Genomic DNA, 12,378 nt, shown 5'->3' on the forward strand with positions numbered 1-12,378 from the left:
CGCCCAGACCGCGTCCCAGGTGCCGACATCCGACCAGGGGAACGAGACCGGACGGACGCCGGCATGCCGGGTCCGCTCCATCACGGCGTAGTCGATGGAGGTCTTGGGGGCCCGGCCGAAGGCGTCCGCGTCGAGGCGCACGAAGTCCAGGTCGGTCACGGCCGCATCGAGCGCTGCCCGCGTGGCCGCCAGGATCTCCGGGGCATGGGCCTCGAGCTCGGCCAGCATCACGTCGGCGCGGAACAGGAAGTAGCCCGAGTTCCAGAGAGCGCCCTCGTCGATCAGCCGCAGGGCGCCGTCGTGATCGGGCTTCTCCACGAAGCGCTCGACCGCATGGTTGCCCGCGCCGCCCGAAAGGGCTGCGCCGACGCGGATGTAGCCATAGCCGGTGGCGGGGGCGGTCGGCGTGATCCCGAGGGTCATGATCGCCCCGGCCCGGGCGCCGGCCGCGGCGGCCCGGGCGGCGGCCACGAAGGCGGGGGTGTCGCCGATGACGTGGTCGGCGGCCATGATCAGCACGACGCTCTCGGGGTCGCGGCGGGCTGCGTGCAGAGTGGCGACCGCCACCGCCGCGGCGGAGTCGCGCCGTTCGGGCTCGAGGATGATGTCGGCTTGGATACCCGCCTGCTGGAGCTGCTCGGCGACGATGAAGCGGGCGTCGCTGCTGGTGAGCACGGTGGGGCGCGCGAACACGCCCGTATCGCCCAGGCGCTGGGCGGTGGCTTGAAAGGTCGAGGTCTTGGGGTCCACGAGCGGCGTGAACTGCTTGGGCATGCTCTCCCGCGAGGCCGGCCAGAGCCGCGTGCCCGAGCCGCCACAGAGGATGATCGGGTGGATCAAAGCGTCGGCAGACTCGGACATTCTCGCGTTCGCCTCGTCGGGAGCTAAGCGCATCGAGCCGGCCGACCCGCCGCAATCCGCATTCCAACCTGATCGTCACCTAACAGGTTACACCACCCCCCACCAGTCCGGACGCGCCGGCGACGATGGCCACCTATCCGGTAACCTTAAGGCAGACCTGGTTTTTTTGCTGTGGGGCGGACGCAAGCTAAAGCGTTGCGGAGACCCGGAAGCCGGGCTTCAGCGTCGCGATTTCACCGGCTTGCGGGTCGCCGGCTGCGGTCGCCCGATCGGCTTGCGGGGCGTCTGTGCGGCTAGGGCCGCGCGTGCGATGTCCTGAGGACGCGGCGCTCCGCTCGCGATCAGCTTCAGGGCCTCCGCCATCTCTTCGATCATCTGGGCCGATTCACCCTCCAGGGTCTCCTCGGCCCTGATGCCGTTCAGTTCCGGGGCGATCTCCTCGGCCGCCTCGCGCAATTCATCGACGAGTTCGGCGGGCGACCAGCGGGGGTAGGACGTTTGCGGCATGCCGCATCATGCCAGGGCGACCTGGCTCCGACAACGGCCGACGCTGCCGGTCGGGTGTCGGAATCGCGCAAGTCGCCCGCCGATCGGCGACCGAACACCCCGCTGCAGCGGCGGCTGGACGGGGTCTCTGCCTGCCATGGACCTCAGCGGCCGCCCGGTCCCCCATTGGCGCTGCCGTTGGGGAAGGCTTGCTCCGGCCGGCTCGCATTGCCCCCCGCGGCTGAGTTCGTAGTCACGGTATCGGCGCCCGTGGCCCCGTACGAGATGACCAGGTCGCGGCTGTTGCCGGTGGTGTTGGGCTGGTTCTGGATAATGACGCCGCGACGGTCGTGCGGGGCCAGCACCCCCTGCGCCTGCACGGATGACGTCATCACGATCGCGAGCGCACCTGCACTCAACAGGGGAGCGGACATCTTCATGGGAAAACCCCGAGGGTTAGGTCTGACGCTTCAACCTGCATGGGCGGGGGGCTGTTCCTGTGACGAAGCCGCGCCCCCGGGCGGGGATCCGTGCAGTCCGACCGCTTTCCCGCCCGGCCTGGGTGCACGCCGTACGCCGTACGCTGGCACGGTTCGGAGGCGGCAAGACGTCTGAGAACAACCGACCACAGAGCCGATCCGCGCGTTCCGTTCGGCCAACGGCGGCGTCCGGAAGCGCCGAGATGAAATCCGATGGGACCGGCCTCGTCTGCGCGCCGATCACCGGGGAGCCGGATGGCGAGCGGGGGGTCGGCATCACGGCGGGCTGGGGCTGGGCGGGGCGGGGCGGTTCCGCTCTGGGGCGGCGAGGTGGCAAAACTCACCCCCGGCATCACCCAGGGCGGCAGCGTCCGGGCCTCCACGCTGCCGAAGACCGTCGTCGCACGTCGAACGATCGGATCCCGGGCGGGGAAGGCCTGCGCCCGCACCACGAGGCGGGCCGCCGGCCGGCGGCCCGAACGCCAACCTCAGTCCGGGATCTCGGCTGCGCGCCTCGGCTCGCGCTGCGGATTGCCGTTCTGTCGCTGCCGGAAGGCGTAGAGAGCGGGATAGGTCCGCAGGCGGGCCCGCATCAGTGAACCCAGCGGGCGGTGCGCCGCCAGACTGTGTCCGGGGCGAAACGACATCACGTCGTTCATGAAGGTCCTGCGCGCCGCGCCCATGGCCTCCTGCCGGGGGAGCACGAGGCGGGCCACCGGCCGATACGGGCTCTCCGCCTCCGGCCACGGCACGGAGGCATCCTCCACCGGCATCGTCGCAAGATCCGTACAGAGCTGAACCTGGATCTCGAAGGCGGCCTCCTGCTCATGGAAATACGCCACGGTGGCGTCCCGGAAGACGTCCGGATTGCGGGTATCCAACGGGTCCCGGCTCAAGCCGTCCTGCCCGGACGAAACCGGTACGGCGACGATCTTGGCGATGTAGTCGCCGTAGCGCAGGGCGGCCTGCGAATAGTAGCAGTCGGCCAGCGGATGGCGGGCCGAGTGGCCGAAGAAATCCAGGAGGGGACTGTCGCCGCCGGTCACGGCCTTCACCATACTGTTGAGGGCGCCTGCCGCCGCCGACACGGCCGCCTTCATCCCGTCTGGCACGCTTCCACCCGCGCCGGCCTCCAATCCCTTCATGGCACCGAGAAAGCTCGCGGCCGTGCCGTTGGGGAAGACTGGCCCCGTGGCGAGGACGAAATCCTGCGTGTCGGCGTCATGGTCCGGCAGTGTCTCGCCCTGCACACCGAACACCTTGATCGCCATGCCGCGGTGGGTGTGCACCTTGTCCGGCAGGTGTTCGCCCGGCCCCTGGGCAAGACGAACGGCAACTTCGTAGCCGCCCGATTTCGCGAAGACGCCCTGACGCAACTCCGGTGGGAGATCGTCGCGCACCTGCAGCGTGCCCTTCAGGAAGGCCGAGGCCTTGGCATGGGATGCCCGGACCGCACGGTGTTCGCGCGCCTGGACCTTCTCGCTCGCGTGAGTCATCGCCGCGATGATCTTGGCGATCGTCGCGTCCTCGTCAGGCGCCCTCACTTCGATGCTGTCGCTGTAGCGCAGGGGTGGGCGGGTCTCGGCCATACCGAAGTCCTATCGGGGTGCGTGTCCAAGCGAACCTCGGCGCTCGGCCCGGGTTTCCGGCCGTGATGCCGAGCCCGCCTCACAATCGCGGCACCCGATGTCTCCGGCATCCGCGGAAGGTCCGACGATGTCGAGCATCCTGCCGGACGGGACCCCGGCGCGGGGCCGGTCATGTCTTCCCGAGGAATCCCGGGAACACCCGGGGAGGCGCTGCGCTTCTCGGATCGGACAGGTCGGAACGGTCCGACGGACGACGGAGGCTTCGAAGTCATGCCCAGGCACGCCCCACTCATCGCAGGCGCGATCCTGATCGGCATCGCGGGCTCCGCAGCGGTCGCGGACGGTTCGGGCACGGCCGGCGAAAGGCCCCGGTCGGGATCGGACGCCCCGGCGGGCTCCGGGACGACGAGCGTCGGAGCCGGCGGGCTGACCGGCTCCGGGGCGATCGAGGAGGGCAGCCACCGGGCCGGCCCAGATGCAGCCTCGGACAAGGAGCCCGCGTCGTCGCGCCCCGGCGCCCCGGGGGCGCCGGCCGCCGGAACCACCCGATAGCGGGGATTCGGTGGCGAACGAGCCTACTGGCTCCGGCGTCCGAACGAGACGGCGTAGGCCTGGACCCGCGCGTCGATCAGGGGATCGTCCGAGACCTCGACGCCGTCGGTGAGCGCGTTCGGCATGAACAGCAGCGCCTTCTCGGCCTCGGCGCTGTCGGGCACGACCTTGGAGACGGTGAGGACGCCCAGGTCGACGATTCTCCGGTCCTCGGGCCAGAGCTTGGTGGCGTCGTTGGTCGGGTCGCCCGGCGCGGCGAGCTGCGCCTGAACGGTGAAGCGCGCCGGCTCCTTCGCGATACGAGGACCGATCTCCGCCATCAGGTAATCCGGTTCGCGCTTGGCCGCGTCCTCGGGCGAGAGGATGTCCTCGCCCTGAACCGGCACGAAGCGGAAGCGGAACGGTTGGCGCTTGCCGTCCTTGTCGACGAAGACGAAGGCGTTCACGCCGTTATAGGTCTGTCGCGCCAGGCTCGACGGGGTCTTGGCCGTGCCGCCGGCCGTGGCTGCGGCCGGATGGGCGGCGGTGAACCGCTCGAGCGCGGTCGGGTGCGCCGCGTCCGGGCCGCTGTCGGCGACGGCCTGGAGCAGGTCGCGGAACGCCTCGCCGGTCGCGACCGGGAAGTACTTGAGCGCGTTCAGGACGACGTCCATCTCCGAGCCGTCCACGAGCTTAAACTTCAGCGACATCCCGTGCGGGTTGGCGTTCTTCGAGCCGTCGGGGATCGTCGGCACGCCGGTCGCATCCGAGAACCGGATCGTCACCGGGACGGGCGGCCCCTGGAACAGCGACGCCTTGCTGATCCGCGCGGCCTCGGCCGAAGGGGTGAAGCTGCCTTCCGCCACCACGCCCTTGGCATGGTTGGCGCGCTTGCCCGGATGCGACCCGAACAGCTTGTTCATGACGTTGATGGTCTGCTCGGCGGTCGTCGCCTCCTCGGCGAAGACCGGCGTTACCGTGACGACAGCAAAGGCAACACCGGCCGCGAGGGTGTACTTGATGCTCGATGGACGCATGACGATCCTCAGGGGAGCGTCGACGCTAGACGCGTCGACCGGCTGGGCTTGGAGTCGTTCTTAAGCGCGAACGACGACGGTCGACAATGCCGGGATTGCTACGCGATCCGGACCCGGCCGGCCCATCACCATCGCGTCACGAAGACATGGTCTCGACAGGGGCCGAGCCCGCTGCCACCATCGGATTCCGGCCCGGGACCTCCGCCCTTGCGTGGATCCCGCCCCCTGCAGGGCCGGTGCATCGCGCCGGCGAGACGAACAGGTTCAGAATGCGTGTATCGGCCTCCCGCGCGGTGATCGTTCAACCCGGTGGCGGCTTCGACGCCGTCGGCTTCGGCGAGCGACCGGTTCCGGAACCCGGCCCCGGCGAGATCACCGTCCGCCTGCGGGCAAGTTCTCTCAACTATCACGACTACGCCGTGGTGAGCGGCATGTGGGGCCCGAGCGAACCGCGCGTGCCGATGTCGGATGGGGCCGGTGAGGTCGAAGCCGTGGGTCCGGGGGTCGACGCCTTCGCGGTCGGCGACCGCGTGGTCAGCACCTTCTTTCCGACCTGGACGGAAGGCAGCCCCCAGGTCGAGGGATTCGCGACCGTGCCGGGCGACGGCATCGACGGGTATGCCCGCGAGCGCGTCACGGCCTCCGCGATGGCGTTCACCCACGCGCCGCGGGGATGGGACCATGCCGAGGCGGCGACCCTGACGACGGCCGCGCTCACGGCCTGGCGGGCCCTGCACGGGGATGCGGGCCTGAAGAGCGGCGACGTCGTCCTGGTTCAGGGCACCGGAGGCGTCTCGCTCTTCGCCCTGCAATTCGCCAAGGCTGCCGGCGCCACCGTGGTCGCCACCTCGTCGAGCGCGGAGAAGCTCGAGCGCCTGCGCGCGCTGGGGGCGGACCACGTCCTGAATTACCGGTCCGACACCAGCTGGGGTGAAACGGCCCGACGCCTGACCGACGGGCGCGGAGTCGACCACGTCCTCGACGTCGGGGGTCCGGCGACCCTGGAGCAGTCGATGGCCGCCGTGCGGGTGGGCGGGCACATCTCGGTGATCGGCATCCTGACCGGTGTCGCCGGCCCACTCCCCCTGGTGCCGGCCCTGCTTCGGCAGATCCGCCTCCAGGGCGTGCTCGTCGGCAGTCGACGCCAGCAGATCGAGATGGTCCGGGGCATCGAGGCCTGCGGGCTGCGTCCGATCGTCGACCGCCGCTATCCCCTGGCGGATCTCGTAGCGGCGTTCCGGCACCAGGAAAGCAACCGGCACTTCGGCAAGATCTGTATCGAGATCTGATCCGCCGCCGCGCGCCTCAGCCGACCCGGAACAGGAGGGCGACGGCCGCCACGGCTATGACCGCGAAGGTCGCGAGGATCCCGCCCCCGCGGCAGGCGAATTGGCGTGGCGAATTCTTCGGGGCGAACATCCCGAACGGGTGCAGCACCCGCGCCACCAGCAAAGCGATCAGGAGGCTGCGGACCAGGGTCGGGCTCCCCCCGCCCGCTTCCAGCAGAGCGACGAGGATCAGCGCCAGCGGCACGTACTCCCCGAAATTGCCCTGCGCGCGGATGCGCTTCTCCAGGTTCGGATTCCCACCGTCCCCATGCAGGACGTCCGCCGACAGGCGGCCCGCAACGACCCAGGACGAGAGGCCGACATAGAGAAGGGCGAACGCGGCCGCGTAGAAAGCCGTGAGGGCAGGATAGATCACGGGGTCACTCCGGTAGGGCGGATCTCGTTGGCGTGCGCGGACAGGGTCGACGGCAGGACGTTTGAATCCAACCTCAGCGGGGACCCTGGGCGGTGCGGCTCGGATCGTCGTCCGGGTCGATGTAGTTCAGACCGAAGGGGCCGGTCCCGTTGACCTGCAGTTCCACGGGCTCGCTCGTAGTCCAGAGGGCGTGCGGCATGTCCTGCGGCAGGTAGACGAAGCCGCCGGCGCGCAGCGGTTTGCCGGCGCTCTTGTCCAGCGTCGCACCGTGCTGATGGTAGATGGAGCCGGCCAGGATAGTCAGTGTTTCCGCCTGGGCATGCGTGTGCGGGGCGATCACGGTCTCGGCGGGAAACTTGATGCGAAGCACGAAGGGCCCGGGCTTGGCCGGATCACCCGCCACCCGGCTGATCTGCGTGCCCTTGGGCAGGTTCGCCGGACCGGCCTCGTAGACCACGCTGGCCGCGTCCGGAACGGTGACGCTGCCATGCTCCGCGTGGTCGCCCGCTGCCGCGACGACCGTGCCCGCAACGGGGATCACCAGGAGTGCGGCGGCGAGGGTTCGTGCGAGCAGGCTCATGGATGTCCTTGCAGCGAGGAGCGGGAGGAGGCGGCTTGGGAAGGCACCGGCCAAGCCTCAGTGCCCGGCGCCGGGCTCATGGATGGGACATCCATTGAAGCGCTGGCGAAACTCGGCCGAGTGCTTGTAGGGGGCGTTGCGGGCGCGATTGATGTTGCCAAGGGGCTGATGGGCGGCGAGGCCCGTCCAGATGCTGAAGCGCATCCCTTCGTCGACCGCCTGGACGCGCGACGGATCCCAGCTGTCCTGCGGCCGGACGGTGATCAGCCCGACGCGCTGGAACGGAGCTTCCACCTCGTCCCACTCCACCGTCGGATCCTCGACGGGCTGGCGCGCGAGGTCGCGGCAGAGCTGGACGCGGAACTCCCAGACGCCCTCGATGCCGCGCATCTCGGACTGCACCGTCTCGCGGATCGCATTGGGACGACCGGACGCGTCGATCTCGTTCCCGGTCAGCGCGGTGAGCGCCGGGGCAACCGGAGCGACCGAGAACTTGGCGATGTAGTCGCCGTACCGGAACGGGGTGACGCTGTAGTAGGTCTCGCCGAGCGGGTCGACGTTGGGTGCGCCGCCGAGGGACGCCAGCGTCGTGCTCTCGACGCCCACGGCCTGAAGCGCCTTGTTGACGCCCCGCAGCACCGTCGAGGCCGCGACCTTCAGGCCCTCGGCCCGGTCGGTCGTGCCGGCCAACAGCTTCAGGCTGCCGAGGAACTTCTGGGCGCTCGGGGCCTGGAAGACCTTGCCGTTGACCATGATGAAGTTCTGGGTGGCGCCGTCGGCGCCGGCCAAGCGCTCGCCCTCGACGTCGAGCACCTTCAGCGCGAGACCCCGCGGCAGCGAGACGGCGTCGGGGAGGATATCGCCCGCGTTGGTGGACAGGCGCATGAAGACCTTGTGCGTCCCGGGGCGGGCGAACAGGCCCTGGGCGAGTTCTGCGGGCAGGGCGTCATCGATGCGGAGCTCGCCCTCCAGGATGCCGTGCGACTTGGCATGCACCGAACGCACCGCATGTCCGGAATCCTCGGCCACGGTCTGCAGGATCTTGTCGAAGGTCTGGTTGAGCTGCGCGATGGTCTCGTTCTCATCGGACGTCACCGTCTCGACATCGGGACTGTAGCGAACGGGGGCTTGCAAGGTCAGGAACTCCGGTCGGGATCGGCTTGCAGATGAACGGACCGGTCCGGTCTCCGTTCCGGGTTGGTCCCCTTCAACGCTCCGTGAACGCGCCGCCGAGGCGGCGTCAGGCGCCGATCCCGCCGGTCTCATGCGGGATGGCGGTGGTCCCAGAACCCGAACCGCCCGCGGAAGCCGGATCCCTCCGGTTCGCGGTCTCGCGGACGCTTCGGGGGAGACAGGCCCGGTCCAAATCGAGCGATCGCCGTTCTCGATCCCGGCTGCGGGTCCGACCCGGACGCCGTCCTGCCTCCGGCTCAGCGCGGCGCGTGGATGTCCTTACGGCTGCGGAGGAGACCGGGCGGAAGCCCGGGTCGCAGGTCGGCGGCCATCGCCCATTCCCAGAGTGCGCGGTCCAGATCCTGGAGGGTGACGCCGAAGCTTCGGGAGAGGTCACGGCAGAACGCGAGGTAGCGGAGGTAGAGGTCGAGCGGCAGAGACGCCTTCGCACCGATCTCCAGCGGTCCGCAGCCGAGGGCCTTGAGGCCCCGAGGGTCGATGACGGAGTAATGGTCCGGACGGATCGCGGCCAGGATCGCCGACGCAACGGGCACGGCCACGCCCGAGAGGCCGGTGAGGACCGACACGGCCACCCGCGGGGTCGTGGCGAGCAGCGCCGTCCGCAGGGCGTCGGCGACCTCCTCGTCGCTGTTCCTCTGTTGACGACTCCGGCCACGGTCGCTGACCTTCCAGGTCAGGATCGGGGCGAGGTTCTCACGCGTGCAGGCGCCGTGCCGGATGCGCGCGCCGGCGGCGAGGGCCGCCCGCTCCTTCGCGTCGATCCGATAGGCTGCCGCGAGGCGTGGAATCTCCAAGGGTGAGAATTGCAGGCGGAGCGGTCTTGCGGCGTCGCGCTCCGGGCGCGACCGTCCGACGGCACGCGTCGCTCGGAGCGCGAGGGCCAAGATCAGGTCTACGATCTGGAGGACACGGCGTCGCGCCGCCCAAGGGCCGCCTCGCGAGCGGCTGAAACCGCCACGAGGGCAGCACCTGTCGGAGTTTGGTGGTCGCGCCTCATGCCATCGAATCCCGTCATCCGCGGCAGCCCTAAGCGCGGGCACCCGTCGCAAATACGTAGAAAGATGTTACGATCGACGCAATATGATGCACGCATCCGATGATTCACCTCTCGCCATCGACCTCGCCCTGGGCGGCACGATCACCGTCGGGTCGCACCGCATCTCGGTCGCCGAGGCCGTCACGGTGCTCGACGCGATCGCGGAGACGGGCTCCGTCCAGGGCATCGCGACCGCGCTCGGCCTCTCCTACCGGGCGGCCTGGGAGCGTCTTCGTGCCCTCGAAGCCGGCCTTGGGCACCAGCTCGTGCAGAAGACGCGCGGGCACGGCAGCGCGCTGACGCCCACGGGTGTGCTGCTGCGCGAGTCCCTGGGAGCGGCCGCGGCCGGTCTCGCGGCGCAGATGGCCCGGGAAGCACGCGCCATCGGTGCCCACCTCGCGCCGGTCCTGACCGGGGCCCTGCGCCCCGTCACGCTGGTCGCCAGCCACGACCTGCTCATCATGGACGTCGCCGCGACCTGGCCGAAGCTCGCCCTGGCGATCGCCGGCAGCGAGGATGCCGTGGCGCGCCTGACCGAGGCCCGTGCCGATGCGGCCGGATTCCACTGCGGTGCCGTCGACTGGCCGACGGCTGGTCCCGCCTTCGCGGACCTCGCGGCCGATCCTGGGTTCCGGGTCAGGATCCTGTTCGAGCGCGAGCAGGGATTGATGCTCGCGGCCGGCAATCCCCTCGGCATCCGCGGCGTGGACGACCTCGCAGCCGGAAATGCCCGGTACGTCAATCGCCAGAAGGGGTCGGGCACCCGGGTGTGGTTCGATCGGCTTCTCGCCCAGCACGACATTCCGGCCGACCGGATCCGGGGCTACGCCACCGAGGAATTCACGCATCAGGCGGTCGCCGCCGTGATTGCCTACGGCGCGGCCGATGCCGGGCTCGGTGCGCGGGCGGCGGCCGAGCGGTTCGGACTCGATTTTCTCTCCGTGGGCTGGGAGCGCTACTACCTCGCGACCGCCCAATCCCGGATCGACGCGACCTTCGACGCGCTCGCGGAGGCCCTGGCCGAGCGCGCGTGCCGGACATCCGGCTATCGTCCGCCCGAGACCGTGCGGGGCATCGGGCAAGGGACTGCCGTTCCCGGGGCGCCGCTTCCCTAATCCGGCAGGATCGGCGCGCAGACGGCATGTCCATGGCCCGGCAGTGCGACCACCGCCACGGCGACGCCGTAGATCCGCGCCAGGGTCTCGGGCGTGATCGTCGCGGCCGGAGTCCCGAGGGCGAGGAGTCGGCCCTCGTGCAGCAGGGCCACCCGGTCGGCGCACAGGAAGGCGTGGTCCGGGTCGTGCGTCGAGAGGATGACGGCGATGCCCGATCGCGACAGGCGCCGGATCTGACCGAGCACCCGGGCCTGGTTGCCGAAATCGAGGCTGGCGGTGGGCTCGTCCATCACGACGATCCGCGGCTCGCCGGCGAGCGCGCGGGCGATCAGCACCATCTGGCGCTCGCCGCCGCTGATCTCGGTGTAGATCCGTTCCGCGAGGTGCCCGATCTCCAGGGTTTCGAGAACTCGCTCGGCCACGGCGTGGTCGGCCGGGCCGGGGCTCGCGAAGGCGCCGAGCCGGCTCGCGCGCCCCATCAGGACGACGTCGCGCACCCGGAACGGAAAGAACCCGCCCTGCGCCTGGGGGACGTAGCCGAGGCTCGCCGCCAGCCGGCGCCGAGACCAGCGGCCGATCTCCTCCCCGTCGAGGCGGATGCGGCCGCCGAGGGGCGGGAGCAGGCCCAGGAGCGTCTTGAACAGCGTGGTCTTGCCGCCGCCATTCGGGCCCAGCAGGCACAGCACCTCCCCGGGTTCCACGGTGAGGGCGAGGCCGGCGCCGATGCGACGGCGCCCGTAGCCGAAGGCGAGATCCTCGACGCTGAGCATCAGGCCCAGCCCCGCCGGCCGCTGGCAAGGAGCCAGAGGAAGAACGGCGCGCCGATGAGCGCGGTCAGGATGCCGAGCGGCACCTCGATGGGGGCGATGGTGCGCGCCACGAGGTCGACGGCGAGCAGGTAGCCCGCGCCGAGAACCAGGGAAGCCGGCAGCAGGCGGCGGAAATCCGGGCCCACCAGCAGCCGGGCCACGTGCGGCACCAGGAGGCCGATCCAGCCGATCACCCCCGTCACCGACACCGAGGCGGCGGTGACCAGGGTCGCGGCGGCGATCAGGACCGGGCGCAGGACCCGGGTCTCGAGCCCGAGGGCGCGCGCTTCCTCCTCGCCGAGGCTCATCAGGTTCATGCGCCAGCGCAGCAGCACCAGGGGCACCAGACCGAGGCCGATCGCCGGCAGGATCGCACCGACATCCCCTGAGGTCACGGAAGCGAGGCTGCCGAGGAGCCAGTAGGTGATGGCGGGCAACTGGTTGTAGGGATCGGCCAGGACCTTCAGGAGCGCGATGGCCGAACCCAGCACGGCCCCGATGGCGACGCCGGCCAGGACCAGCGTCAGCACCGGGTCCTGACCGCGCACCGCCGCGCCGACCGCGTAGACAGCGGCGACCGCGGCGAGGCCGCCCCCGAAGGCGAGCCCCTGGATCGCCGCCACGGGCAGGGACAGGAAGATGCCAAGCACCGCCCCGAGGCTCGCCCCCGCCGAGACCCCGAGGATGTCCGGCGAGACCAGGGGGTTCCGGAACAGGCCCTGGTAGGTCGCCCCGGCGGCGGCGAGGCTCGCCCCCACCACCAGGGCGGCGAGGACACGGGGCAGGCGGATCTGGAGGATGACGGTCTGCATCGCCGGGTCGGCCCGCGCGGTCAGGCCGAGGAGCCGGGCCCCGAGGATTTCGACCACGTCGGCGAGGGGAACGGCGAAGCGCCCCGTGGCCAGGGCCAGGATCGCCAGGGCGAGGAGCCCCAGCATCGGCGCCAGGACGGGCCAG

At 70.6% G+C, this 12,378-nt stretch carries 13 protein-coding genes and 1 pseudogene; 3 read left to right on the plus strand and 11 right to left on the minus strand.

Annotated elements, in window-relative coordinates; genetic code table 11:
- From ASF18_RS24895 to ASF18_RS19640, 3 genes are all read right to left on the minus strand, one after another.
- A partial coding sequence (locus tag ASF18_RS24895) for a mannose-1-phosphate guanylyltransferase (protein ID WP_244472760.1) occupies window positions 1-861 on the minus strand: 861 nt, incomplete at its 3' end.
- Between the two features lie 219 nt (window positions 862-1,080).
- Window positions 1,081-1,368: a hypothetical protein gene (locus ASF18_RS19635; protein ID WP_056354255.1), complete on the minus strand. Its 288-nt coding sequence runs from the start codon at window positions 1,366-1,368 to the stop codon at window positions 1,081-1,083.
- Between the two features lie 143 nt (window positions 1,369-1,511).
- Window positions 1,512-1,739, minus strand: coding sequence for a hypothetical protein (locus tag ASF18_RS19640; protein WP_156394074.1), 228 nt, complete (start codon window positions 1,737-1,739; stop codon window positions 1,512-1,514).
- A gap of 302 nt (window positions 1,740-2,041) precedes the next feature.
- On the opposite strand from ASF18_RS19640, the pseudogene ASF18_RS25105 reads away from it, so the two are divergent.
- Window positions 2,042-2,234 (plus strand): annotated as a pseudogene (locus ASF18_RS25105) (PQQ-dependent dehydrogenase, methanol/ethanol family); the annotation flags it as partial.
- An 80-nt stretch (window positions 2,235-2,314) separates the two neighbouring features.
- On the opposite strand, the gene ASF18_RS19645 reads toward ASF18_RS25105, so the two are convergent.
- On the minus strand, window positions 2,315-3,415 hold the full coding sequence (locus ASF18_RS19645; protein ID WP_056354258.1) for a catalase family protein: 1,101 nt from the start codon (window positions 3,413-3,415) through the stop codon (window positions 2,315-2,317).
- 575 nt (window positions 3,416-3,990) lie between these two features.
- The gene (locus ASF18_RS19655) at window positions 3,991-4,983 is read right to left on the minus strand and encodes a catalase family peroxidase (protein ID WP_056354263.1); all 993 of its coding nucleotides are present in this window, start codon (window positions 4,981-4,983) and stop codon (window positions 3,991-3,993) included.
- A gap of 269 nt (window positions 4,984-5,252) precedes the next feature.
- Between ASF18_RS19655 and ASF18_RS19660 the strand changes: the two genes are divergently transcribed.
- Window positions 5,253-6,272, plus strand: a complete 1,020-nt coding sequence (locus tag ASF18_RS19660) for an NAD(P)-dependent alcohol dehydrogenase (protein ID WP_056354266.1) — start codon at window positions 5,253-5,255, stop codon at window positions 6,270-6,272.
- Window positions 6,273-6,288: 16 nt separating this feature from the next.
- On the opposite strand, the gene ASF18_RS19665 is transcribed toward ASF18_RS19660, so the two are convergent.
- The 4 genes from ASF18_RS19665 to ASF18_RS19680 all read right to left on the minus strand — a co-directional run bounded on the left by ASF18_RS19665 (window position 6,289) and on the right by ASF18_RS19680 (window position 9,255).
- Entirely contained in the window at window positions 6,289-6,687 is a 399-nt protein-coding gene (locus tag ASF18_RS19665) for an MAPEG family protein (RefSeq protein ID WP_056354269.1), read from the minus strand.
- A 73-nt stretch (window positions 6,688-6,760) separates the two neighbouring features.
- Window positions 6,761-7,267 (minus strand): cupin domain-containing protein, encoded by a 507-nt coding sequence (locus ASF18_RS19670; protein ID WP_056354272.1) that lies wholly within the window; start codon window positions 7,265-7,267, stop codon window positions 6,761-6,763.
- Window positions 7,268-7,324: 57 nt separating this feature from the next.
- A complete protein-coding gene (locus ASF18_RS19675; protein WP_056354276.1) occupies window positions 7,325-8,401 on the minus strand; it encodes a catalase family protein in 1,077 nt (358 codons plus the stop codon).
- Between the two features lie 296 nt (window positions 8,402-8,697).
- The gene (locus tag ASF18_RS19680; protein WP_056354278.1) at window positions 8,698-9,255 is read right to left on the minus strand and encodes a hypothetical protein; all 558 of its coding nucleotides are present in this window, start codon (window positions 9,253-9,255) and stop codon (window positions 8,698-8,700) included.
- A gap of 286 nt (window positions 9,256-9,541) precedes the next feature.
- Here ASF18_RS19680 and ASF18_RS19685 point away from each other — a divergent pair, with 286 nt between their 5' ends.
- Window positions 9,542-10,612 (plus strand): substrate-binding domain-containing protein, encoded by a 1,071-nt coding sequence (locus tag ASF18_RS19685; RefSeq protein WP_056354280.1) that lies wholly within the window; start codon window positions 9,542-9,544, stop codon window positions 10,610-10,612.
- Here the strand turns inward: ASF18_RS19685 and ASF18_RS19690 are convergent.
- Together ASF18_RS19690 and ASF18_RS19695 are read right to left on the minus strand one after the other, a co-directional pair.
- Window positions 10,609-11,385 carry an ABC transporter ATP-binding protein gene (locus tag ASF18_RS19690; RefSeq protein WP_056354599.1) on the minus strand — a complete coding sequence of 259 codons (777 nt, stop codon included), beginning with the start codon at window positions 11,383-11,385 and terminating at the stop codon, window positions 10,609-10,611. The two genes, ASF18_RS19685 and ASF18_RS19690, sit on opposite strands and share 4 nt — an antisense overlap.
- Window positions 11,382-12,359 carry an iron ABC transporter permease gene (locus ASF18_RS19695; RefSeq protein ID WP_082487812.1) on the minus strand — a complete coding sequence of 326 codons (978 nt, stop codon included), beginning with the start codon at window positions 12,357-12,359 and terminating at the stop codon, window positions 11,382-11,384. The genes ASF18_RS19690 and ASF18_RS19695 overlap by 4 nt, the downstream gene beginning before the upstream one ends.
- Between the last annotated feature and the right edge of the window lie 19 nt (window positions 12,360-12,378).

The organism is Methylobacterium sp. Leaf89, from assembly GCF_001422215.1.
Lineage (GTDB): Bacteria > Pseudomonadota > Alphaproteobacteria > Rhizobiales > Beijerinckiaceae > Methylobacterium.

What these genes read in the sequence shown, in the direction of transcription:
- ASF18_RS19635 (WP_056354255.1), bottom strand. Translation starts at nt 1,368, where the DNA reads ATGCCGCAAACGTCCTACCCCCGCTGGTCGCCCGCCGAACTCGTCGAT.
- ASF18_RS19645 (WP_056354258.1), bottom strand. Translation starts at nt 3,415, where the DNA reads ATGGCCGAGACCCGCCCACCCCTGCGCTACAGCGACAGCATCGAAGTG.
- ASF18_RS19695 (WP_082487812.1), bottom strand. Translation starts at nt 12,359, where the DNA reads ATGCTGGGGCTCCTCGCCCTGGCGATCCTGGCCCTGGCCACGGGGCGC.
- ASF18_RS19685 (WP_056354280.1), top strand. Translation starts at nt 9,542, where the DNA reads ATGATGCACGCATCCGATGATTCACCTCTCGCCATCGACCTCGCCCTG.
- ASF18_RS19660 (WP_056354266.1), top strand. Translation starts at nt 5,253, where the DNA reads ATGCGTGTATCGGCCTCCCGCGCGGTGATCGTTCAACCCGGTGGCGGC.
- ASF18_RS19640 (WP_156394074.1), bottom strand. Translation starts at nt 1,739, where the DNA reads ATGACGTCATCCGTGCAGGCGCAGGGGGTGCTGGCCCCGCACGACCGT.
- ASF18_RS19655 (WP_056354263.1), bottom strand. Translation starts at nt 4,983, where the DNA reads ATGCGTCCATCGAGCATCAAGTACACCCTCGCGGCCGGTGTTGCCTTT.
- ASF18_RS19670 (WP_056354272.1), bottom strand. Translation starts at nt 7,267, where the DNA reads ATGAGCCTGCTCGCACGAACCCTCGCCGCCGCACTCCTGGTGATCCCC.